Source organism: Devosia sp. Leaf420, assembly GCF_001425445.1.
In the GTDB taxonomy this organism is placed as follows: Bacteria; Pseudomonadota; Alphaproteobacteria; order Rhizobiales; family Devosiaceae; genus Devosia.
Map to the genome: position 1 here is coordinate 531,895 of NZ_LMQU01000010.1, position 21,999 is coordinate 553,893.

The window sequence follows — 21,999 nt, forward strand, 5'->3', positions numbered from 1 at the left end:
GAGAATAACCATGTTCAAGGCATTTGTAGCCACCTCTATTGCCCTCGCTGCTCTGGCCGCTCCGGCCTTCGCTCAAGACGCTGCTTCGCCAGATGGCGTCTGGAAGGACAAGTGGGGCACCACCTTCACCTTCTCGACCTGCGGCGATGCCGGCACCCAGCTGTGCGGCGTTCTGAACGACGTTCAGGGCAATTCGCGCACTGAAGAAAATCTCGCCTTCATCAACCAGCAGGTTGTTTCGGCTGATCAGACCGCCCCAGGCAAGTGGGAAGGCCAGATTGCCCTCAATGGCGGCAATGCCAAGGCTATCGTCGAAGTGAAGGACGCGAACACGCTGACCATCACCGGCTGCCAGGGCGGCATCCTCTGCCAGACCCTGACCTACAATAAGGTCTCGTAAGAGCCTTGCTGGTCTAACAAAAGAAAGCCCCGGGAGACCGGGGCTTTTTTTATTTCAGCAGACCGTCGCGACGCGGTCCTTAATGACCGCAAGCACCTCGTCGCCGGGACGCTTCCACCAATTGTCCTGGGAAAAGATCTCGACTTCCTGAGGCCCAAAAAATCCGGCGTCTTCGATCATCTTGCGGATCGCGGGCAGGTCGATCACCCCATCGCCCATCATGCCCCGATCAAGCAGCATGTCCTTGGTCGGCACCAGCCAATCGCAGATGTGATGCGCAAAGATCCGCTTCATGCGGCCAGCACGCGCAATGGCCTGCGCCAGGTTCGGGTCCCACCACACATGGTAGACGTCCACGGCGACACCAACCGTTTCACCCAGCATCTCGCAGATATCGAGCGCCTGATCGATGGTGTTCACACAAGCCCGGTCGGCCGCATACATCGGATGCAGTGGCTCGATTGCGATTTTGACGCTCGAGGCCTTGGCATGCGGCAGCATGGCCGCAATACCGTCGCTGACCATCTGGCGAGCCGCGGGTAGGTCCTTGGACGACCCCGGCAGGCCGCCAACGACGAGCACGAGGCAATCCGCATTGAGCGCCGCGGCTTCATCGATCGCCCGGAGATTATCGTCGATCTGCTTTTGCCGACCTTCCGCTGTTTCAGCCGGGAACATGCCGCCCCGGCAAACGCCCGTCACCTGCAGATTGTTCGCCTTGACGATCCGCGCCGCCTCATCGAGCCCAATCGCCGCGATCTGGTCGCGCCAGGGCGATATTGCGGTAATGCCCGCCTTCAGGCACCCATCGACCGCCTCGGCAAAACCCCATTGCTGGCGGGTCGTCGCGAGGTTGAGCGAAATTTTGCGTTCGGTCATGCCGGCACTCCATTCACCGCCAACACGGCTTTCATCCGGGCCGTCGCGAGGTCCGGATCGCCAAGAACACGCGCCTTGTCGGCAAGCCGGAACAGTTCAGCCAGATGCTGCAGCGAGCGGGTCGATTGCTGGCCGCCGATCATCTGGAAATGGTCCTGCAGCCCATTGAGATAGGCGAGGAAAACCACGCCCGTCTTATAAAACCGCGTCGGCGCCGCAAAGATATGGCGGCTCAGCGGCACGGTCGGCTCCAGAATATCGAAGAACTCTTGCGTGTTACCCTTGCCAAGCGCCGCCAGACCCGCCGAGGCGGCAGGCGCGATGGCGTCGAAAATCCCCAGCAACGCGTGCGAAAAGCCTTGATTATCGCCCGCAATCAGCTCGGCATAATGGAAATCGTCGCCGGTATACATCTTCACATTTGCCGGCAGGCGGCGGCGCATGGCGATTTCTTTTTCCGCCGAGAGCAGCGAAATCTTGATGCCGTCGACCTTATCGGCATTGGCGGCAATGACGTCGAGGCAAACATCCATCGCCTTGTCGTGGTCGATATCGCCCCAATAGCCCTGTAGCGCCGGATCGAACATTTCCCCGAGCCAATGCATGATTACCGGCTGCTTCACCTGGCTCAGCACATGGCCATAGACCCGCGCATAATCGTCCGGCGACTTTGCCGCCGCCGCCAGCGCCCGGCTCGCCATCAGAATAACGCGCCCGCCCTCGCCTTCGACAAAGCCGACCTGCTCGTCATAAGCGCGCAGAATGTCGTCGATGGTGACATCGGGGCCGGGCGCCAGGTGATCGGTGCCGGCGCCATAGGCGATGAGAGAATCATCCCGCGTCCGCGCCTCGGCCTGCGCCCGGCGGATCAGCTCCTTGGCCTCGGTCCAGGTCAGCCCCATACCGCGCTGCGCCGTATCCATGGCTTCGGCGACGCCGAGGCCAAGATCCCACATGCGATGGCGGAATTTGAGCGTCGTGTCCCAATCGATCGCCGGGGTCAGCCAGGGATCGTTGACCGCGAGCGGATCAGCGACCACATGGGCCGCCGAATAGGCAATGCGCGAAAAATCCGTCGACTTGAATTTGACGAAGGGGATGGGATTGCCGGTCAGCGTATAGGGGCTGATCGAGCGGTCGGGATTGGGCAGGTTGATGGTCGGCATGGCGGGTGTCCCCCTCATCCGGCGCTACGCGCCACCTTCTCCCCGAGAGGGAGAAGAATGGGCCGGCGCCTGTTCAAATGCGGTGCCCCCTATTCCTCTCCCACTTGGGGAGAGGGTGGATCGGCCGAAGGCCGAGACGGGTGAGGGGGCTCTCTACTTGCGGCTCAAAATTCCAGCTTCGGCACATCGAGCCAGCGCCGCTCAGCCCAGCTCTTGAGACCAAGCTCAGCCAGCTGCACGCCCTTGGCGCCAGCTTCGAGCCCATATTCCCAAGGCGCATCCTCAGCCACATGGCGCAGGAACATTTCCCACTGCACCTTAAAGCCGTTATCGGCGGGCCAATTGTCCGGCACTTCTTCCCAATCGTTGAAGAAGTTCATGGTCTGCGGCTGGTCGGGGTTCCAGACCGGCTTTGGCGTATTGACGCGATGCTGGGTCCAGCACTTGTGGAGACCGGCAACCGCCGAGCCCTTGGTGCCATCGACGTTGAACGTCACGAGATCGTCGCGGCGAACACGCGTCGTCCAGCTCGAATTGATCTGCGCGACAACGCCGCCCTCAAGTTCGAACGTTGCGTAAGCCGCATCGTCCGTATCGGCCTTGTAGCGCTTGCCGTTTTCGTCGACGCGTTCGGGGATGTGCGTCGCGCCGAGGCACGAGACCGCCTTCACTTCGCCGAAGAGATTATCGAGCACATAGCGCCAGTGGCAAAGCATATCGAGGATAATGCCGCCGCCATCAGCCTTGCGATAGTTCCACGATGGGCGCTGCGCCTTCTGCCAGTCGCCTTCAAACACCCAATAGCCGAACTCGCCGCGCACCGACAAAATATCGCCGAAGAAGCCGGAATCCTTGAGCATCTTGATCTTCATCAGGCCAGGCAGGAACAGCTTGTCCTGCACCACGCCATGCTTCAGCCCCGAAGCGCGCGCGGTCTTGGCAAGGTTCACCGCAACGTCGAGATCATCCGACGTCGGCTTTTCGCAATAGACATGCTTGCCGGCGGCCAGCGCCTTTTCCAGCAGCCCGGCGCGCATCAGCGTCGTGCCAGCATCGAAGAAAATCGTGTCATCTGGATTGGCGAGCGCGGCATCGAGGTCGCTGCCCCAGCGCGCAATATTGTGCTTCTTGGCGAGGCGCTCGATCTTGTCGGCATCGCGGCCGACGATGATCGGGTCGACGACGAGACGATCGCCATTGGACAGCGCAATGCCGCCCTGATCGCGAATGGCGAGGATGGAGCGCACCAGATGCTGGTTATAGCCCATGCGCCCGGTGACGCCATGCATGATGATGCCGATGCGTTGTTCCGCCATTCCAATCCTCCCGACCCGCTCTGCGGTGTAACTGACTGGTTACTTAGATACAGAGCGTTTGGCCATTGCGTCAAGCGGGCATCTGCACGTCTCAGGTGAAACGAGCGGACCGGAAAGTTACTTAGGGTTGACAGCCTTGGCCCCACCAAGGACACTTCGCCCATGGTGCGAACTTGAGGAGGCGCGCACCGGCAGCATGCTCTGCGGCCGCTTTACCAAGGCGGGCGCGGCTGCTATCGGCCTGCCGATCCATCCTTCTCGGATGCAGTGGGGCAGACGCGTGTCAGAAACCAAAATAGCCGACCTCGACACGCCGCCCGAAGTTGCGCCCAAGCGCACGCGCAATTCGGCCAAGACCAAGGCATCGATCCTTGCCGCGGCGCGCGTCGAATTCGCCGATCGCGGTTTCGAGGGCGCCCGCGTCGATGCCATTGCCGATCGGGCCAGCGCCAATAAGCGGCTGCTCTATCATTACTTCGGCAATAAGGAAGATCTCTATCGGGCCGTCCTCCTCGATGCCTATCAGGAGATCCGGCGGGGCGAACGGGCGCTCAGCCTTGATCAATATGACCCCATCCAGGCCATGGACCGGCTGGTGCGCTTCACCTTCCGGCATTTTCTCGCCAATCCCTGGTTTCCGCGACTGCTCGGCACGGAAAACATCGAGAATGCGCGGTTCTTGAAAACCCTCCCCGATATCAAGGCGCTGCATTCCCCGCTGGTGGGGCAAATTGCGCAGATCATCGAGCGGGGCAATGAAGACGGCCTCTTTCGCCGCGATGTTGATCCGGTCCAGCTCTATATTTCCGTGGCCGCCCTGGGCTTTTTCTATGTCTCGAACACGGCGACGCTGTCGGTGATTTTCGAGCGGGACCTGTCGAGCGTCGCCATGGTGCAGGAGCGCGAGGCCCATGCCGTGCAAATGGTGCTCGATTATTTGCGCATGAAGGCCAATGGCTGATCGGCGGATTGCCCTAGAGCGTCAAACACCAAGCTGAAACCGCTCGAAGCGGCCGAGTTCCTCGTCGATCCGAACCTTCTCCTCGGCGCCGATCTCGTCGATCCAGTTCCACTTCTGCACCAGCAGTTTTCCCGCGGCCCGGTCGGTTTTGAGGTCCACGGCCGCCACCACCCGATCGCCCACCAGCACTGGCAGTGCAAAGTAGCCATAGCGGCGTTTGGCTGCAGGCACATAGGCTTCGAAGAGGTGATCGTAGCCAAAGAACAGATTGAGCCGCTTGCGCTGGATGATCAGCGGATCGAAGGGCGAGAGGATATGGACAGTGTCGCTCGGCGCGATTTCCATGTCGAGTGTTCTGGGCTCCGCCCAATGCGGCACCTTTTCAGCGCACTCTATGATGACGGGCACCAATTGCCGCCGCTTGACCCGCGCCTCGATCAGGTCGCGAATTGCCGGTTTGGCTTTGGCGTTGAGGTGGCAGATGGAATCGAGGCTGACAATGCCCTGGCTTCGTAGCGCCCGGTCCAAAAGGTAAGCCGTTACCTGTTTTTCCGTCGCCGGCTTCGGCGCGCGCTCCCAACCAAAGTGCCGCTCCATCAGGTCATAGGTCTTGAGCATGCCTCTGCGGGCCGAGATCGCCACATGGCCCTGGTAGAACATCAATTGCAACACCCGCTTTGATGGTTTGCGGCTGGCCCAGAGATGGGTCTTTTCGACGAGCTCGTCATCATCGATATCGCGGATCGAGAGCGGTCCCTCGTCCAGCAGGCGCCGCTTCATGGCGCTGATTTCCTTGGCGGTGACCGAACCGAACCAGGCGCTGGGATTGTCCCGATAGGCCCGCATGGCGGGCAGGAAAAAGCGCAAGTCACTCGCCGGCACATAGCTCAGCGCATGCGTCCAATATTCGATCACGCTTTTATCGCCGCTTTGCACCTGCGCGAGATCGCTGCGGCGATAATCGGGAATGCGCGAAAAAAGGATGTGATGGTGGCAGCGCTCGATCACATTGATCGTGTCGATCTGCACATAACCCAGATGCCCGATCGCGGCCTGAACCGCCTCTGGCCCCGATCCAAACGGCGCCGAGGCATCGAGCCTTTGCGCTTTCATCCAGATCGCGCGCGCTTGCGCCGAAGAGATGGTGTTTACGCGCTTTGCCACAAGCTGATTCCCTCATCCACTCGAGGGAACAATAGTGGAACAAAACTGCGGAGCAAACCCGGTTCTGACGGATTTGCCGAAACCCAGCGAGGTCAGAAGGACGACGGGCCTATCCCAGAACATCGCGATAGGCCCCAACACCAGAAGCCTAAAAAAGGCCTTCGCTGATGATTTCGGTGAGCGGCTTGCGCTGGCTCGGCACTTCGCGGGCCCGCAGCGTTTCATTGAGGCTCGAGCCATCGCCCTGCCGTCCAATGGCAATCGCTACTTCAATCCGCCAACCCTCCGGCACGCCGAGTTCGGCAATGGCGCGGTCATGGTCGAACCCACCCATGGCATGGGCGTGCCAGCCAAGCTTGATGGCCTGCAGCGCCAACATCGACCAGGATGCGCCCGCGTCGAAAGCGTGGGAGCGTGTGGTGGTCACTTCGCCATTGGCATTGGTGTGGCTTACGCGCGAGGCGACGAACACCAGCGCGGCCGCATGCTGGGCCCATTCCTGATTGAACGGCAGCAGCAGATCGACAAACTTCTGCCAGTCGGCACTGCCACGGCGCACATAAACGAATTTCCATGGCTGGCCATTAAAGGCCGACGGCGCCCAGCGCGCGGCCTCGAACAGGGTCATCAGTTCGACGTCGCCGATCGCTTCATCGGTAAAGCTGCGCGGCGACCAGCGCGCCAGCATATCGGGGTCGATCAGGTGGTCGGTGCTGCGGGGCATGATGGCGTTCATTTCGGATCGCTCCAATTCGTCTGTTGCCCCTAAAATGGACCCAAGCGAAAAGCGCTACAACCGGACGAATGCGATTTCAGTGTTCATTAAAACAGAACAAATGGCAAATTTTTGCTTGTCCGCAGCTACCGGCTCATCCCTACGAAGGGGGACCGCACACGAGGACGTCCGCCACGGATGCTGCGCTTGCCGCGGAACAGGCCGCTGTCATTGTTGAATGGGGCCAGACCTGCCAGCGCAGCGATGGTCTTGGGCGAGCGATGGCCGGCCTCCGGCAGGAAGGCCAGCAGCGTGGTGGCGGTGACCAGGCCGATGCCGCCGCGATCAGCGCGGCGATCCGGCTGTCGAAGACAGCGATGCGGCTGGTGAGCAGCTCGATATGGGCGCAGATGTCGGTCAGGATTTCGGGTTCCGCCATCTCCTGTTGGCGGGTCAATTCGCCCCGGCGCATGTCAACCAATTGATCCCGGCGTCGCGCCAACTCGCCTAAAAGTCGGCGCCTCTCGTCGGCGGCGGCCTGGGGATGTGGCCGTAAAGCCTGCGCCATCCGGGCCAACATCTGCGCATCGACCTTATCAAACGGCGAACTCGCGCTGGATATGTCGAGCCTTGATTCTCGCGAGCTTTATGGGTGTGCTCCGAAAAAGTGTCGGTGGCACAACGTCCCTTTTCTGCAAACGATCCTTTTGGCCAACTGCCCGGTGGCCCGGGCAAAGGCCCGCGCCTGTGCCGGATTAACCCGACAGAATGCTATTCCGGCCTGCTCCAGAGCGCGGCGCAGCTTGCCGTCGTAGCGGCCCGTCGCTTCGAACAGCACCAGCTCGGGCCGGCTCAGCCCGGCCAACCAGTCCGCAAGAGCCGCCTCGGTATTGGCGATGGAAAACTCCCGACCGGCAAATATCTCCAGCGTGTATTTGCCCACGTCGATTCCGATAAAGTCCGATGCTATGATCATCGTGCCTGTCCTTGTACTGCGAGGTCCGCAACCGGGAGGGGATCACGCTCGGGTACGGTCTGATGACCAAGGGCCAATCGATCGCCCTCCCGGAACCAATCTCGCACACTTTCAACAGACAAGGGCCACTGCGGGAGCTACAGATTTTGTGCGTGAACAACTGACCCTCGGGTCAAGCCCGAGGGAAACACGGTGGGTGCAGGTCACAGCGGTTTGGAACCACCACGCCCAATCAAACTCCCGCCTTGAACCACCCGCCCCCAAGCAGCTCCCGCCCGCCATGCCGGCTGAGCTTGTCCCGTAAAACCTTTACGTCCACCGGCCTCAAATCCCCAGCGCCGGTCACCGCCACCCAGCCCTCAAAATAATCCTGCGGCGCATAGACATGCCCAAAACCAATGGAGGCCGTCTGCGCCAGCGCCATGTCGAGCGCCAGTTGCAGGAAGGTGACGACCGGATACCAGTTGAGCAGCGCCGAAACCGATGGCGCCCGTTCCCCGCTCAGCCACAGCGGCTCGCGATAGGGCAAGGACCAATCGAAGAATACGATCGGATCGGAGGGATATTGCAGATAGACAATGCGGATCGGCCCCCAGGACGCACTGCCCTCAAGATCGATCGCGCTATTGGCAAAGCGCACCGTCGTGCCCTGTCCAATCCGCGGCAACCAGATGGGCGAGCCGGGATCGCGATTGGCCACCGTGCTGCGCCAGGTTGCGCTCGCAAAGGGCGGTCCCACCCAGAGCGCGCCATCGAATGGATCGGCCAAGACATCGTAAATCGAGGTCGACGCGGCAGAACTATAGGCCCCTAAGCTGAGGCCATGGAGATAAAGGCTGGGTCGACTGTCCCTCGGCATCGCCGTCCAGCGCTCATAAACCGCGTTGAACAGTGCTCGCGCCGTTTCGACCCCCACATCGGGTTCCGACACCAGCGACAGCCAGCTCGTCAGATAAGAATACTGCACCGCTACGCTCGCCACGTCGCCGCCATGCAAAATTTCGAGCGTATCGATCGCTGCCGGCTCCACCCAGCCCGTCCCGACCGGCATGATCAGCACCAGCACCTTGCGGTCGAACGCCCCGACCCGGTCCATTTCCCGCACAGCCAGAGCTGCCCGGTCTTCCGGCGTTTCGGCCGAGCGCAGCCCGACATAGACACGGAGCGGCGTTTCCGCCGCCTTGCCCGTCAGCGCGGTAATTTCCTCGGGCGTCGGTCCCGTCTCGACATAGACCCGCGCATCGATCCCGATCGTGTCCCAAGGCACGAGGGATTGCGCACTCCCTGATTTGAGAGTGTCCGTCGGCGCCGGTTCGGTGATCCCCACCAACCGGTCGAAATTGCCATAGAAGCGGTCAGCCGAATAAAGCAGCCCACGCGCCACGACGCCATCGCCGATCATTGCAGTGAGAAGACCCACCAGCACCATGGCACCCACCAGCGCCACCCGCCGTGGGATCAGCCGCCCCATCCAGCGCGCCAGCACCCGCACCCCGGCAACGATCAGCGTGCCGAACCCGACGAGCAGCGCCGCCGGCAGCACAGCCACCAGCGCCACGAGCAGCGGTTGGGTCGCCTCGATCGGTGCTTCGCCCATCCCCGATCGGATCGAATTCTGCCAGCCGGTCCAGAACCAGAGAAAGCTGATGGTAAGGACAAGACAGAGGATCGCGCAGGCCCGCCCCACCCAGCGCGCCACGCGCCGGTTCGGCCAGCGCAGCTCCAGAAAATTCCACAGCCATTCGAGAAAGACCCCGATGCCATAGCCGGCGGCAAAGGCACAACCGGAGAGGATCCCCTGCACCAGCACATTGCGCGGAATAAGCGATGGTGTCAGCGACAGCGCTGCAAACAACAGGCCAAAAAGCCAGCCACCTGCCGAAAGCGCATCGAGCCGGCGATAAACGAATCGCCTGACGCGTCGCCCGGCATCGCCCCTCGACGCTGGCTGCGACGGATTCGTTTCGCTCGAGAGATCTAAGTCGGATCGGGTCGGCAAGAAGGCGTGCCTGGGATGAATTCGCGCCCACTATAGGGGAGCGACCGGCCATGACAACCGCCGAACACCCAAAGCATAACGCGAAACGGCCTGAGAGCGTCTCGATGCTAACGGAATGATACCGATTTGAGGGGGAATTGGTGGAGCCTAGCGGGATCGAACCGCTGACCTCTTGCATGCCATGCAAGCGCTCTCCCAGCTGAGCTAAGGCCCCATTCAATGGGTGCTTCAGGGACAGTGCCCGGTTGAAGCGAGGCGGAACCTAGAGGATGATTCCGAGAGAAGCAAGTGCCTAAATGACACTTTTTTCATCCGCCGGGGAAAACCTCCCCCAGCGGGAAAACATGAATGAAATCAGCGGTCTTCGTCGTCGCCAACTTCAAAGCCAAGGCCGTCGTCGGCATCGTCGTCTTCCTCTTCGAGGAACACGTCTTCTTCGTCGTCGCCCAGCTCTTCATCGACCTCGACGTCGTCGACATCTGGAATTTCTTCCTCGCCGCTCTCTTCGGCGTCAGCATCTTCGAGGCTGACGATTTCGGGGGCGTTGGTATCTTCGACTTCTTCTTCTTCCTCGGCCTCATCTTCGTCGTCTATCTTGCGCGAAGCCGTAGCTTTTCCGGTCGCAAGGGTGTCGAAGTAGGAGCGGGGATAAGACTTGCCGGAATAGGGCGAGACGATCGGATCCATGTTGAGATCGTAGAACTTCTTGCCGGTATCAGGGTCGGTACGCTTTGTACCGCGTTCGGAGTTGGCCATTCACATGCCTCACACGAAGGGAAATTGCTTTCGGTCGGCCGCCGCGGCCCAACCAGATATTCGGCCAGTGCGGTAAGGCGCAATGGCGGTCTCTGTCAAATCGAAAATGCGCGTGCGCCCAAGGCTGGCCCCGCCCGCCGCCGCCGTGTTAAGCCCGTTTCGGAATTCTAGCGTGGCGGGGTTGCGGCAATGATCATAGCGGTGGATGGCCCAGCGGCATCGGGCAAGGGGACTTTGGCTCTAGGTCTCGCCCGCCACTATGGGCTCCCCCATCTCGATACCGGGCTTCTCTACCGCGCCGTCGGCGTGGCGTCCCAAGCTTATGAGAACACTGATCAATTCGATTCCGAAGCCATAGCCGCCGCCCGCGCTCTCGATGCTACCCAACTCACCGATATCGAGACCCTGACGAGTAGCGAGGCTGGTAGTCTTGCGTCTAAAGTCGCCGTCATCGCCGAGGTCCGCCGCGCCCTTTTCGACTTCCAGCGCTCCTTTGCGCTGCAAGCTGGTGGCGCCGTTCTCGATGGTCGCGACATCGGCACGAAAATCTGCCCGGACGCCGATGTAAAACTCTTCATCCAGGCCGACAGCAAGGCGCGGATGGAGCGCCGGGCGCGCCAGTTCGAAGCCCGCGGCCAGACAGTTGATCGCTATGCGCTCTTTCACCAGATCGAAGAACGCGACGCGCGCGACATGCTTAATCCCAACGGCGGCTTCTATAAAGCTGATGACGCGCACTTGCTCGATACGACGCAACTGAGTATAGAGGCCGCACTCCGCGCTGCCATCGCGATTGTCGACAAGTCCATGGCGCTCAAGGCAGGGGAACATTCGTTCTCCTAATTTCCTCCTTGGGTCTTCTGGCTAAGACAATCATTTCAACCGCTGGCCCGGATCCCGACTAAAAGATCATCCTGTTTTCCAGAAGCGGTGCTCCGTGCGCCGGCTTTGGCATTTTCGCTGAAGCGGACCCGTTTCGAAACAGGATCAGCAACCCTCAACGACCGGCGCAACGGAGAAAAAGTTTGGCACAGCAAACTGTGACTAAAGACGATTTTGAATCGATGCTGCTCGACTCCTTTGTCGACAACGACGCCGCCGAAGGCACCGTTGTTCGTGGCAAAGTCGTCGCCATCGAAAAAGACTTGGCGATCATCGACGTCGGTCTGAAGACTGAAGGCCGCGTTCCGCTCAAGGAATTCGGTCAGGCGTTCCGTGACGGCCAGATTGTCATCGGCTCGGAAGTCGAGGTCTATGTCGACCGCGTCGAAAACGCCATGGGCGAAGCCGTTCTCTCGCGCGAAAAAGCGCGCCGCGAAGAGAGCTGGGTCAAGCTCGAAGAAAAGTACAACGCCAATGAGCGCGTTGAAGGCACGATCTTCAATCAGGTCAAGGGTGGTTTCACCGTCGACCTCGAAGGTGCCGTGGCCTTCCTGCCGCGTTCGCAGGTCGACATCCGTCCGATCCGCGATATCGCTCCGCTCATGAACGTGCCGCAGCCGTTCCAGATCCTCAAGATGGACAAGCGTCGCGGCAATATCGTCGTTTCGCGTCGTGCCATTCTCGAAGAATCGCGCGCCGAACAGCGTTCGGAAATCGTCCAGCAGCTCGAAGAGGGCCAGGTTGTCGACGGCGTGGTCAAGAACATCACCGATTACGGTGCGTTCGTTGATCTCGGCGGCATCGACGGCCTGTTGCACGTCACCGATATCGCATGGCGTCGCGTCAACCACCCGTCCGAAGTGCTCACGATCGGCGAGACCATCAAGGTCCAGATCGTTCGCATCAACCACGAGAGCCACCGTATCTCGCTGGGCATGAAGCAGCTCCAGGCTGATCCATGGGAAGGCATCGAAGCCAAGTACCCAATCGGCGCGAAGTTCTCTGGCCGCGTGACCAACATCACCGACTACGGCGCATTCGTCGAACTGGAACCGGGCATCGAAGGCCTGATCCACGTTTCGGAAATGAGCTGGACCAAGAAGAACGTCCACCCCGGCAAGATCGTCTCGACCAGCCAGGAAGTCGACGTGGTCGTGCTCGAAGTCGATCCCGACAAGCGTCGTATCTCGCTTGGTCTCAAGCAGACCCTGCAGAACCCGTGGGAAGCTTTCGCCGAGAAGAACCCGATCGGCTCGACCATCGAAGGCGAAGTCAAGAACAAGACCGAATTCGGCCTGTTCATTGGCCTCGAAGGCGATGTGGACGGCATGGTTCACCTCTCCGATCTCGATTGGCAGAAGTCCGGTGAAGTCGCTCTTGACGACTACAACCGTGGCGACATGGTTTCGGCCAAGGTCCTCGACGTCGATGTCGAAAAGGAACGTATCTCGCTCGGTATCAAGCAGCTCGCTGCTGACGACCTTGCAGACAACACCGCCAGCGCCAGCGGCGAACAGGGTGGCCTTCGCAAGAACGCCGTCGTGACCACTGAAGTCATCGAAGTCAACGAAGGCGGCATCGAAGTCCGCATCGCCGACAGCGAAGTCACGGCCTTCATCCGCCGCGCCGACCTCAGCCGCGATCGTAACGACCAGCGTCCGGAACGTTTCTCCAAGGGCGAAAAGGTCGACGCACGCGTCACCCAGTACGACCGTAAGACCGGCCGCATCCAGCTCTCGATCAAGGCGCTCGAAATCGCCGAAGAACGTGAAGCCGTTGCGAACTTCGGTTCCTCGGATTCGGGTGCTTCGCTCGGCGACATCCTCGGCGCTGCTCTCAAGGGCCGCGACGACAAGTAAGCCTTGGGCTTATTGACCAATCCTTCGGCCCGCGCTTTTTAGCGCGGGCCGTTTTGTTAGAAGGGACCAAAACCATGCGATTTCGCGACGTCGCCTGGCGCGCCATGAGCGGCTATGATCTCGAAGCGGTCTTTGCGATCGCCAATAAGGTCCATCCCGGCTTCTTCGAGGCCGAAGAGGTCTTGGCCGAAAAGCACACCCTCTATCGCCACGGCTGCTATATTCTAGACGTCGCCGAAAAACCGGCGGGCTATGTTCTCAGCCACCCCTATCGTCGCGGCGAACTGCCTGCGCTCAATACGCTTCTGGGCAGCTTGCCCGAAGATGCCGATAGTTTTTACATCCACGACCTCGCGCTGCTGCCCCTTTCGCGCGGCATTGGCGCAGCCGGGCAGATCGTAGCTGCTCTGACCAAGCATGCCGAGGCCATGGGCTTTGCCAGCATTGGCCTCGTTGCGGTCAATGGCTCCGTCCCCTTCTGGGAAAAACAGGGTTTCGTCACCGAAGACCGTCCGGAACTGGCCAAGAAACTTGGCGCCTATGAGGATGCGGCGCGGTATATGACGAAGACGCTTTAAGCGGCATCAAAAATCAGCCGTTTCTCTGGCTGTTTCGTCCAAGCCGTGTATGGTCACGCCGACTTCGCTTGGGACAATGCCGTGACCGATCTTCCTCCTTCCAGCGCCCATGAAGCGCTCGCCGCCGATACCTATCGCCGGTCGCGCGGGCTTTGGCGCGTTTTGGCGCTGGTGGCAGCCGTTATCGCAGTGCTCGCCATGACGGCACGTTTCGCCATGCCGGGGCAGGGGGCTGGGGATGTCATCGCTCGCGTCACCATCGATGGTCTCATCACCACCAATGCCGAGCGTCAGGCCCTCTTCGAGCACTTGCTTGAGGACGACACCGTAAAAGCCGTTGTCGTCGCCATCAATTCGACCGGCGGCACTACGGCCGGTGGTGAAGAACTTTATGAGGCACTTCGCCGCCTGAGCGACAAAAAGCCGACCGTCTCGGCCATCAACGAATTCGGCGCCTCTGCCGCCTATATGACCGCCATTGGCACCGACCGGATTTTTGCGCGCCGCCTATCCATCGTTGGCTCGATCGGCGTCCTCTATCAACACGTCAATGCCGGCAAACTGCTCGATACCATTGGCATCGACCTCGATAAGGTCGCATCGGGCCCCCTCAAGGCCGAACCCGACAATGACGAGCCGCTGGAAGGCGCGGCCCGTGTCTCGCTCAACGAACTGGTGCAGGACAGCTTTACCTGGTTTGTCGATATCGTTGCCGAGCGACGCGATATGCCGCGTCCGGCGGCCCTTGCGCTGGCCGATGGCCGCATTGTCACCGGCCGCGTCGCCCTTGACGCAGGTTTGATCGATGCGATCGGTGGCGAACTGGAAGCCATTGATTGGCTCGTCAAGGAGCGCGAAGTCCCCGAAAAGCTTGCCGTGGTCGATGTCTGGCCGCAGCCCGAGGACGGATTTGGCTGGGCCGGACGTCTTTTGGGCGGTTCGGCACGTGCGGCACTCGGTCTTTCGCCTGATGGTCCTGTCGTGCTTGACGGTTTGGTCTCGCTTTGGCAGTTTGGGCCAAAGCCCTGAGCCGTGGGCATTCGCATTGGAGACCGGAGCCTTCCATGATCAAGTCTGAACTTGTCGAGAAGCTCGCTGCAGAAAATCCTCATCTGTTCCAGCGCGATATCGAAAATATCGTCAATGCCATCCTGGATCAGGTCGGCGACGCCATGGCGCGCGGCGACCGGGTAGAGCTGCGCGGCTTTGGCGCCTTTTCGGTAAAAAACCGCCCCGCGCGCGTCGGACGCAACCCGCGCACGGGTGAACAGGTTGAAGTCGAAGAAAAGTATGTGCCGCAATTCAAGGCTGGCAAGGAAATCCGCGAACGGCTCAATCGCGAATAATCGCGCTCCCGTTGCGGACGAAAAGGTAGTTCGGATTACTGCATGATCAGCAAGATTGTCGGTTGGCTGGTTCTGGTGCCGCTCTGCCTTGTGCTGGTGGCCTTTGCGCTTGCCAATCGCCAGCTCGTTGCGATCAATCTCAATCCGTTCGGTGCTCCGGCTGATGCCAGTACGGCTGGCTATGGCATTCCGCTCTTTGTGATTCTCTATATCGTGCTCTTGGTCGGCGTGCTGCTTGGTGGCACCGCGACCTGGTTTGCTCAAGGCGAGCACCGCAAGCGCGAGCGCCAGTGGCGCCGCGAAGCGCAGGCACTCAATCAGGAACTGGAAAACCAGCGGCGCCGCCAAGCCCAGGCGACCCCAGCAGCGCTTTCCGAAGTGGATGAAATCCTGGATCTGCGGTGACCGGTCGGCGCTGCTCGTCCATTTAAAAACTTCCGACCCCCTAGAGTTTCGCCCACACGATGGCCGACCCCCTGATCGTCAAAATCTGCGGCATTAAAACGCTCGATATGCTGGATGTGGCCATTGCCGCAGGCGCCGACATGATCGGCTTCATGCATTTTGCCCGCTCTCCGCGCCATGTCGGCATCGAGCAATTGGGCGAATTGATCTCCGCCTCGCGCGGCCGTGTCGAAAGCTGTGTCGTCTTGGTCAATCCGGACAATAGCTGTGTCGCCGAAGTGGCAGCGCTCGGGCCGGACTGGATCCAGCTTCATGGGCCGGAAACACCGCATCGCGTCGAAGCCATTCGCGCCGAAGCCGGCGTCGAGATCATGAAGGCCCTGCCGATCGGCTCTGCCGATGATGTGGCTCAGGTCGCCGCTTTTGCCGAGGTCGCGGACCGCATCTTGCTCGATGCCAAGCCGCCCAAGGGCGCCGATCGCCCGGGCGGTTTGGGCGAAAGCTTCGATTGGTCGCTCCTGAAGGCGCTTGACCCATCCATCCCCTTCATGCTTTCCGGTGGCCTGAAGCCGGACAACGTCGCCGATGCCATCAGGAACGTCGCACCCTTTGGGGTCGATGTGTCTTCCGGGGTGGAGCGGGCACCTGGCGAAAAAGACAAAAGGCTGGTCGAAGCGTTCATCCGCAACGCACGGTCAGCCAGTTAGAAGTCGTCGGCCGGGTTACGCTCGGCGGCGCCGAGAGGATCCAAATGGACGGCATCAATTCCCTGCGCAACGGCCCGGATGAGCATGGCCGCTTCGGTCTTTATGGCGGGCGTTTCGTTGCTGAAACGCTCATGCCGCTCATTCTCGACCTCGAAAAGGAATACCGGGCAGCCAAGGTCGATCCGGAATATGTCGCCGAACTCAAGAACCTTGCGACCCACTATACCGGCCGCCCCAGCCCGCTCTATTTTGCCGAACGGCTGACCGAGCATCTGGGCGGCGCCAAGGTTTGGTTCAAGCGCGAAGAGCTCAACCACACCGGCTCGCACAAGATCAACAATTGCCTCGGCCAGATCCTGCTCGCCAAGCGCATGGGCAAGACCCGCATCATTGCCGAAACCGGCGCCGGCCAGCATGGCGTGGCGACGGCAACAGTCTGCGCCAAATTCGATCTGCCCTGTACCATCTTCATGGGCGCGACGGACGTCGAGCGGCAGATGCCCAATGTGCTGCGCATGAAAATGCTCGGCGCCGAAGTGCGCCCGGTGACGGCGGGGGCAGGGACCCTCAAGGACGCGATGAACGAAGCGCTCCGCGATTGGGTCACCAATGTCGATTCGACCTATTATCTCATCGGCACCGCTGCTGGCCCGCATCCCTATCCGGAAATGGTCCGCGATTTCCAATCGGTCATCGGCACCGAACTGAAAGAGCAGTTCCGCGAACGTGAAGGCAAATTGCCCGATGCCGTCGTCGCCTGCGTCGGCGGCGGCTCCAATGCCATCGGCACCTTCCACGCCTTCCTCGATGATCCTGAGGTGGCTATCTATGGCGCGGAAGCCGGCGGCCATGGCGTCGACATCGAAAACGGCCATGCAGCTTCGATGACCGGCGGCCGCCCCGGCGTCCTCCACGGCAACCGCACCTATCTGCTGCAGGACGATGACGGCCAGATCCTTGAAGGCCACTCCATCTCCGCGGGCCTTGATTATCCCGGCGTCGGTCCAGAGCACTCTTATCTGCATGACACCAAGCGCGTCACGTATGCGCCGATCACGGATACCGAAGCGCTCGAAGCTTTCCAGCTCTGCACGAAGATGGAAGGGATCATTCCGGCGCTCGAGAGCGCCCATGGCCTGGCTCAGGTCATGAAACTCGCGCCCACGATGGCGAAAGACCAATCCGTCGTCCTCTGCCTTTCAGGCCGCGGCGACAAGGACGTCGAAAGCGTCGGCAAATATCTGGGACTGCTGAAATAATGACGACCCGCATCGACCGCGTTTTCGCTTCTGCCAAAGCAGCCAATCGTCCCGTGCTCGCAGCTTATGTTATGGGTGGCGATCCTGATCTGGCGACCGGCCAGGCCATCATGAACGCCCTGCCGCAGGCGGGCGCCGACATCATCGAACTGGGCCTGCCCTTTTCCGATCCCATGGCCGATGGCGTCGCCATCCAGATGGGCGGCCAACGTGCCCTCGCCGCGGGCCAGACGCTGCGCGGCGTGCTTGGCATGGTTGAGGAATTCCGCCGCAAGGATGAGACAACCCCGATCGTGCTGATGGGTTACTACAACCCCATCTATGTCTTCGGCGTCGAGAAATTCCTCGCGACCGCCAAGGAGGCCGGCGTCGATGGTCTGATCATCGTGGATTTGCCAGCCGAAGAAGATGCCGAACTCTGCATTCCCGCGCTTAAGGCCGGCATCAATTTCATCCGCCTGACCACGCCCACGACCGACGATGCACGCCTGCCCGTCGTGCTCGAAAACACCTCTGGTTTTGTCTACTACGTCTCGATGAACGGCACGACCGGCGCGGTGATCAAGTCGCGCGCCGCTGTCGGTGAATCGGTCCAGCGCATCAAGGCGCATACCGAGCTTCCTGTCATCGTCGGCTTCGGTATCAAGACCGCCGACGACGCCGCTGAAATGGGCCGCCACGCTGACGGCATTGCGGTTGGTACCGTTATCGTCGATGCGGTGGCCAAGTCGCTCGTCGATGGCAAGGCTTCTGACAGGACCGTTGGCGCCGTTCGCGACCTCGTCGCCGATCTTGCCGCCGGCCTCAAGCGGGCGCGGGCATAAGGCGCCGAGCCGCTGTGCATAGCGCGGCTCTTGCCTTTGCCGTACCCCGCCTCACCTGATAAGAATTGCCACAATTGACGTTTAGGTGACGCCAAATGAGCGCCACCAAACGCGCTTGAGATCATCGCGAAAGGCCGCGCCATGAACTGGATCGACAATTTCGTCCGCCCAAAAATCCGCTCGTTCCTCAACACCAAGCGGGACACGCCAGAAAACCTTTGGGTGAAGGATCCGGAATCGGGCGAGATGGTGTTTTACCGCGATCTCGAGGCCAATCAGTGGGTGGTGCCCAATTCGGGCTACCACATGAAGATCAAGCCGACCGACCGGCTGGCGACGTTCCTCGATGATGGCGCCTATGACATTGTCCCATCGCAGTCGGCTGTGGCCGATCCGCTAAAATTCCGCGCCCAGAAGCGCTATGTCGATCAGCTCAAGGAAAATCGCGCCAAGACCGGCTATGACGATTCAGTCCTGGTTGCGACCGGCAAGCTCTATCAGCGCCCCGTGACCGTTGCTGTGCAGGATTTCGATTTCCTCGCTGGCTCTCTCGGCATGGCCGCCGGCCAAGCAATCGTCACCGGCCTTGAAACCGCTGTCGAGCGCAAGACGCCGTTCATTCTCTTTGTCGCTTCCGGCGGCGCGCGCATGCAGGAAGGCGTCTTGTCGCTGATGCAGATGCCGCGCACCACCGTGGCCGTGCTGCGCCTCCGCGAGGCTGGGCTGCCATTTTTCGTGGTTCTGACCAATCCGACGACCGGGGGCGTCACCGCATCCTATGCCATGCTGGGCGACGTGCATCTGGCCGAACCCGGTGCGCTCATCGGCTTTGCCGGCCAGCGCGTTATCGAGCAGACCATTCGCGAAAAGCTGCCCAAAGGCTTCCAGCGCTCGGAATATCTCTATCAACACGGCATGGTCGACATGGTCGTCCACCGCCACAACCTGCGCTCGACCATCGGCTCGCTTGCCGGAATCCTGACGCGCGCTCCGGCCAATGAAGAACTCTCGGGTTCGGCCAGCAAAGCAGTAGCTGCTCAGGCAAGCGTTCGCGATGCTGCCGTTGCCGCTGAAGGCGATGATGATCTGGTGCAAGCTGCCGCGCATGCGGAATAGGGTCTTTACCCGCACTTAACGGCCTTAGCCTAACTTTCCCGCACAATCGTTCGGCCTTCTACGAGGCCGAACTGCCTATGGGGGAAGCTTTATGCGCCGATTTACTCTGCCGATCGCCCGTAAATTGCCATTGGCCCTTTTGGGCTCGGCTCTGCTTGTCAGCATCGGTGTCGGTCTTGCGAGTTACCTGATCGGTTCGCAGGCGCTCCGCACTTCGGCGGAAAATACGCTCGAAACCCTCGCTTCCGAACGCGCTCGCGCCGTATCGTCTTATATTGCCGGTGTCGAAGAAGACCTGAGCGCAACCTCGCGCTCCGCAGATACCCAGCAGGCCCTCCGCGATTTCGCCGGCGCCTGGCTACAGTTCAAGGTCGATCCGACCGCCGAAGTTCGAAAACTCTATGTCGATGATAATCCCAATAAGGACAATCTCTCGGCGCTGGATACCCTTGGCACAACCGGCGCCTATGATGTCACACACACCCGCTTCCACCCGGCCTTCCGCAACAAGGTAACCGCGCGCGGCTATGCCGACTTTTACCTGATGGATCTGAAGGGCTCCGTCGTCTACTCCTTCGACAAGAATCAGGAGTTCGGCACGACCCTTGCCGAAGGCGGTCCGCTCGCCGCGACCGGCCTCGGCCGCGTCTATCAGCAGGCGCTTGCCATCGAAAACGACACTGATATCGCGGTGTCCGATTACGAGGCCTATGCGCCGTCTGCCGGCGAGCCCGCGAGTTTCTTTGCCAAGCCCGTCTTCAATGCTCAGGGCCGCAAGATCGGCGTCGTCGCTTTTCAGCTGCCGTCGCAATTGATCGACGGTGTCGTCGGTGACCGCACCGGCCTTGGCGAAACCGGCGAAGTCATCGTCGTTGGCGCTGATGGCAAACTGCGCTCCGATTCCATCTTCACGCCCGACAATGACGCTCTGACCGCAAGCTTCACCGGCCCTGTGCTCGATGCCGCTATCTCGGGCCAGCATCCCATCGGCGAATCCAGCGAATACCGCGCAACGCCGATGCTCGTCGCCGCTGCGCCGATCGTCACCAAGGGCGGCACCTGGGCGGCCATTGCCGTCATGGCCCGCGACGAGGTTCTGGCTCCGGTCGCCCAGATGCGCAACATGATGCTCGCCATCGGCGCCGGCCTCCTCGCCGTCGTCGCCGTCCTCAGCCTTCTGTTCTCGCGCTCGATTACTCGTCCCATCACCCGCCTCACCGGCACGATGGAAACTGTCGCTGGCGGCAAATTTGATACAGAAGTGCCCTTCGGCCAGCGCAATGACGAACTCGGCGCCATGGCCCGCGCGGTTGAGGTGTTCCGCGAAAATGGCCGCAAGGTTACCCAGCTCACCGAAGCTGAAGCCGCGCAGGCGATCCGCAATCAGGCTGAACGCGCCGAGATGATGGTCACGCTGCAGCGCGCCTTCGGCGACGTCGTCGACGCCGCAATCGCAGGCGATTTCACCCATCGCGTCGAAGCCCGTTTCCCCGATGCCGAGCTCAATGCATTGGCCCATTCCGTCAATCGCCTCGTCGAAACCGTCGATCGCGGTCTCTCGGAAACCGGCTCGGTGCTCTCGGCCCTCGCTGATACTGACCTGACCCACCGGGTCAATGGCGACTACCAGGGCGCCTTTGCTCGCCTCAAGACCGACACCAATGCCGTGGCCGAACGTCTCGGCGACATCGTCGGCCAGCTGCGCTCCACCTCCGGCACGCTCAAGCGCGCCACTGGCGAAATCCTTTCGGGTGCGAACGATCTCTCCGAGCGCACGACCCGCCAGGCCGCGACGATCGAAGAAACCTCGGCCACCATGGAGCGACTGGCCTCCACTGTGCTCGACAATGCCGCCATGGCAGAAGCCGCCAGCAAGAAGGCTCATGCCGTTTCCCGATCGGCCGAAGAAGGCGGCGAGGTTATGTCCCGCGCCAACCAGGCCATGGGCCGGATCACGCAGTCCTCAGCCAAGATTTCGAACATCATCGGCATGATCGATGACATCGCCTTCCAGACCAACCTTCTGGCCCTCAACGCGTCCGTCGAAGCAGCGCGCGCTGGTGAAGCCGGCAAGGGATTTGCGGTCGTTGCCGTTGAAGTGCGTCGCCTCGCCCAGTCCGCTGCCAGCGCCTCGGCCGACGTGAAGGTCTTGATCGAACAGTCCGCCAGCGAAGTGAAGGGCGGCACCCAGCTCGTCTCCGACGCCGCGGGCAAACTGTCGGGCATGCTCGACGCCATCCGCGAAAACACCGCCGATCTCGAAGCCATCGCCCGCGGCAGCCGTACCCAGGCGTCGGCCATCGAAGAAGTGACCATCGCCGTCCGCCAGATGGACGAAATGACCCAGCACAACGCGGCGCTCGTCGAAGAAACCAACGCCGCCATCGAGCAGACCGAAGGCCAGGCGAGCCAGCTCGACCGCATCGTCGAGCAGTTCACCGTCTCGGCCACACCCGCCCGCGCCGCCGAACCCGCGCCCGCCCGCGGCATCAAGGGCATGCAGGATAAGCTCAAATCCGTCGCCAGCACCTATCTCCGCCGCCCCGCCGGCAATGCCGCGCCAAAGATGGAAGACTGGTCGGAGTTTTAACCCGACGGCAGGCACCTCCTCCCAACCTCCCCCACGAAGGGGGAGGTGCAACATTGCGTTCGGGGCAATTTCTTATCAAGACCACTGGCCTGACACCTCCC

22 protein-coding genes and 1 tRNA gene are annotated in these 21,999 nt (G+C 61.1%); 13 read left to right on the forward strand and 10 right to left on the reverse strand.

The genetic code is table 11. The features are described from left to right. Window positions 1–10 precede the first annotated feature (10 nt). The gene (locus ASG47_RS09955) at window positions 11–400 is read left to right on the forward strand and encodes a hypothetical protein (RefSeq protein WP_061908568.1); all 390 of its coding nucleotides are present in this window, start codon (window positions 11–13) and stop codon (window positions 398–400) included. Window positions 401–454: 54 nt separating this feature from the next. On the opposite strand, the gene ASG47_RS09960 is transcribed toward ASG47_RS09955, so the two are convergent. From ASG47_RS09960 to ASG47_RS09970, 3 genes are all read right to left on the reverse strand, one after another. Continuing rightward, window positions 455–1,279 (reverse strand): sugar phosphate isomerase/epimerase family protein, encoded by an 825-nt coding sequence (locus tag ASG47_RS09960; RefSeq protein WP_061908569.1) that lies wholly within the window; start codon window positions 1,277–1,279, stop codon window positions 455–457. Then, entirely contained in the window at window positions 1,276–2,445 is a 1,170-nt protein-coding gene (locus ASG47_RS09965) for a dihydrodipicolinate synthase family protein (RefSeq protein ID WP_061908570.1), read from the reverse strand. The genes ASG47_RS09960 and ASG47_RS09965 overlap by 4 nt, the downstream gene beginning before the upstream one ends. Before the next feature lie 164 nt (window positions 2,446–2,609). After that, the gene (locus tag ASG47_RS09970) at window positions 2,610–3,761 is read right to left on the reverse strand and encodes a Gfo/Idh/MocA family protein (protein ID WP_061908571.1); all 1,152 of its coding nucleotides are present in this window, start codon (window positions 3,759–3,761) and stop codon (window positions 2,610–2,612) included. 280 nt (window positions 3,762–4,041) lie between these two features. Here ASG47_RS09970 and ASG47_RS09975 point away from each other — a divergent pair, with 280 nt between their 5' ends. Then, entirely contained in the window at window positions 4,042–4,722 is a 681-nt protein-coding gene (locus ASG47_RS09975; RefSeq protein ID WP_162236084.1) for a TetR/AcrR family transcriptional regulator, read from the forward strand. A gap of 21 nt (window positions 4,723–4,743) precedes the next feature. Here the strand turns inward: ASG47_RS09975 and ASG47_RS09980 are convergent, their stop codons facing one another. The 7 genes from ASG47_RS09980 to ASG47_RS10010 all read right to left on the reverse strand — a co-directional run bounded on the left by ASG47_RS09980 (window position 4,744) and on the right by ASG47_RS10010 (window position 10,332). Beyond that, entirely contained in the window at window positions 4,744–5,835 is a 1,092-nt protein-coding gene (locus tag ASG47_RS09980; protein WP_061908903.1) for a winged helix-turn-helix domain-containing protein, read from the reverse strand. A 199-nt stretch (window positions 5,836–6,034) separates the two neighbouring features. After that, window positions 6,035–6,622: a nitroreductase family protein gene (locus ASG47_RS09985; RefSeq protein ID WP_061908573.1), complete on the reverse strand. Its 588-nt coding sequence runs from the start codon at window positions 6,620–6,622 to the stop codon at window positions 6,035–6,037. A gap of 125 nt (window positions 6,623–6,747) precedes the next feature. Further along, entirely contained in the window at window positions 6,748–7,059 is a 312-nt protein-coding gene (locus tag ASG47_RS21310) for a transposase (RefSeq protein ID WP_082511685.1), read from the reverse strand. 188 nt (window positions 7,060–7,247) lie between these two features. Further along, the gene (locus tag ASG47_RS21255; protein WP_061908575.1) at window positions 7,248–7,577 is read right to left on the reverse strand and encodes an IS110 family transposase; all 330 of its coding nucleotides are present in this window, start codon (window positions 7,575–7,577) and stop codon (window positions 7,248–7,250) included. A 232-nt stretch (window positions 7,578–7,809) separates the two neighbouring features. Then, window positions 7,810–9,576, reverse strand: coding sequence for an alpha/beta hydrolase (locus ASG47_RS10000; protein ID WP_082511661.1), 1,767 nt, complete (start codon window positions 9,574–9,576; stop codon window positions 7,810–7,812). Between the two features lie 138 nt (window positions 9,577–9,714). Continuing rightward, a tRNA-Ala gene (locus ASG47_RS10005) sits at window positions 9,715–9,790 on the reverse strand. A 140-nt stretch (window positions 9,791–9,930) separates the two neighbouring features. Further along, complete coding sequence (locus ASG47_RS10010) at window positions 9,931–10,332, reverse strand: TIGR02300 family protein (RefSeq protein WP_061908576.1); 402 nt, start codon at window positions 10,330–10,332, stop codon at window positions 9,931–9,933. 189 nt (window positions 10,333–10,521) lie between these two features. Here ASG47_RS10010 and ASG47_RS10015 point away from each other — a divergent pair, with 189 nt between their 5' ends. From ASG47_RS10015 to ASG47_RS21100, 11 genes are all read left to right on the forward strand, one after another. Next, window positions 10,522–11,175, forward strand: coding sequence for a (d)CMP kinase (locus ASG47_RS10015; RefSeq protein WP_061908577.1), 654 nt, complete (start codon window positions 10,522–10,524; stop codon window positions 11,173–11,175). Between the two features lie 143 nt (window positions 11,176–11,318). Then, a complete protein-coding gene (gene rpsA / locus ASG47_RS10020; protein WP_082511662.1) occupies window positions 11,319–13,073 on the forward strand; it encodes a 30S ribosomal protein S1 in 1,755 nt (584 codons plus the stop codon). Between the two features lie 74 nt (window positions 13,074–13,147). Continuing rightward, complete coding sequence (locus ASG47_RS10025) at window positions 13,148–13,651, forward strand: GNAT family N-acetyltransferase (RefSeq protein WP_061908578.1); 504 nt, start codon at window positions 13,148–13,150, stop codon at window positions 13,649–13,651. Between the two features lie 81 nt (window positions 13,652–13,732). Beyond that, window positions 13,733–14,680, forward strand: a complete 948-nt coding sequence (gene sppA, locus ASG47_RS10030) for a signal peptide peptidase SppA (RefSeq protein WP_156464051.1) — start codon at window positions 13,733–13,735, stop codon at window positions 14,678–14,680. Window positions 14,681–14,715: 35 nt separating this feature from the next. Then, the gene (locus tag ASG47_RS10035; protein ID WP_061908580.1) at window positions 14,716–14,997 is read left to right on the forward strand and encodes an integration host factor subunit beta; all 282 of its coding nucleotides are present in this window, start codon (window positions 14,716–14,718) and stop codon (window positions 14,995–14,997) included. Between the two features lie 42 nt (window positions 14,998–15,039). Further along, window positions 15,040–15,402 (forward strand): lipopolysaccharide assembly protein LapA domain-containing protein, encoded by a 363-nt coding sequence (locus ASG47_RS10040; protein ID WP_061908581.1) that lies wholly within the window; start codon window positions 15,040–15,042, stop codon window positions 15,400–15,402. 59 nt (window positions 15,403–15,461) lie between these two features. Beyond that, complete coding sequence (locus tag ASG47_RS10045) at window positions 15,462–16,109, forward strand: phosphoribosylanthranilate isomerase (RefSeq protein WP_061908582.1); 648 nt, start codon at window positions 15,462–15,464, stop codon at window positions 16,107–16,109. Window positions 16,110–16,153: 44 nt separating this feature from the next. Next, window positions 16,154–17,368, forward strand: a complete 1,215-nt coding sequence (gene trpB, locus ASG47_RS10050) for a tryptophan synthase subunit beta (RefSeq protein ID WP_061908583.1) — start codon at window positions 16,154–16,156, stop codon at window positions 17,366–17,368. Then, the gene (gene trpA / locus ASG47_RS10055; RefSeq protein ID WP_061908584.1) at window positions 17,368–18,192 is read left to right on the forward strand and encodes a tryptophan synthase subunit alpha; all 825 of its coding nucleotides are present in this window, start codon (window positions 17,368–17,370) and stop codon (window positions 18,190–18,192) included. Before trpB ends, trpA begins: the two co-directional genes overlap by 1 nt. A gap of 141 nt (window positions 18,193–18,333) precedes the next feature. Continuing rightward, a complete protein-coding gene (gene accD / locus ASG47_RS10060; RefSeq protein WP_061908585.1) occupies window positions 18,334–19,308 on the forward strand; it encodes an acetyl-CoA carboxylase, carboxyltransferase subunit beta in 975 nt (324 codons plus the stop codon). 91 nt (window positions 19,309–19,399) lie between these two features. Next, window positions 19,400–21,898, forward strand: a complete 2,499-nt coding sequence (locus tag ASG47_RS21100) for a methyl-accepting chemotaxis protein (protein WP_061908586.1) — start codon at window positions 19,400–19,402, stop codon at window positions 21,896–21,898. Window positions 21,899–21,999: the final 101 nt, after the last annotated feature.

Coding starts and splice junctions, on each gene's coding strand:
- ASG47_RS09955 (WP_061908568.1), top strand. CDS start 11: ATGTTCAAGGCATTTGTAGCCACCTCTATTGCCCTCGCTGCTCTGGCC.
- ASG47_RS10035 (WP_061908580.1), top strand. CDS start 14,716: ATGATCAAGTCTGAACTTGTCGAGAAGCTCGCTGCAGAAAATCCTCAT.
- ASG47_RS09980 (WP_061908903.1), bottom strand. CDS start 5,835: ATGAAAGCGCAAAGGCTCGATGCCTCGGCGCCGTTTGGATCGGGGCCA.
- trpB (WP_061908583.1), top strand. CDS start 16,154: ATGGACGGCATCAATTCCCTGCGCAACGGCCCGGATGAGCATGGCCGC.
- accD (WP_061908585.1), top strand. CDS start 18,334: ATGAACTGGATCGACAATTTCGTCCGCCCAAAAATCCGCTCGTTCCTC.
- trpA (WP_061908584.1), top strand. CDS start 17,368: ATGACGACCCGCATCGACCGCGTTTTCGCTTCTGCCAAAGCAGCCAAT.
- ASG47_RS09970 (WP_061908571.1), bottom strand. CDS start 3,761: ATGGCGGAACAACGCATCGGCATCATCATGCATGGCGTCACCGGGCGC.
- ASG47_RS09960 (WP_061908569.1), bottom strand. CDS start 1,279: ATGACCGAACGCAAAATTTCGCTCAACCTCGCGACGACCCGCCAGCAA.
- ASG47_RS10045 (WP_061908582.1), top strand. CDS start 15,462: ATGGCCGACCCCCTGATCGTCAAAATCTGCGGCATTAAAACGCTCGAT.
- ASG47_RS10040 (WP_061908581.1), top strand. CDS start 15,040: ATGATCAGCAAGATTGTCGGTTGGCTGGTTCTGGTGCCGCTCTGCCTT.
- ASG47_RS10025 (WP_061908578.1), top strand. CDS start 13,148: ATGCGATTTCGCGACGTCGCCTGGCGCGCCATGAGCGGCTATGATCTC.
- ASG47_RS21100 (WP_061908586.1), top strand. CDS start 19,400: ATGCGCCGATTTACTCTGCCGATCGCCCGTAAATTGCCATTGGCCCTT.
- ASG47_RS09965 (WP_061908570.1), bottom strand. CDS start 2,445: ATGCCGACCATCAACCTGCCCAATCCCGACCGCTCGATCAGCCCCTAT.
- ASG47_RS21255 (WP_061908575.1), bottom strand. CDS start 7,577: ATGATCATAGCATCGGACTTTATCGGAATCGACGTGGGCAAATACACG.
- ASG47_RS10015 (WP_061908577.1), top strand. CDS start 10,522: ATGATCATAGCGGTGGATGGCCCAGCGGCATCGGGCAAGGGGACTTTG.
- ASG47_RS09985 (WP_061908573.1), bottom strand. CDS start 6,622: ATGAACGCCATCATGCCCCGCAGCACCGACCACCTGATCGACCCCGAT.
- ASG47_RS10010 (WP_061908576.1), bottom strand. CDS start 10,332: ATGGCCAACTCCGAACGCGGTACAAAGCGTACCGACCCTGATACCGGC.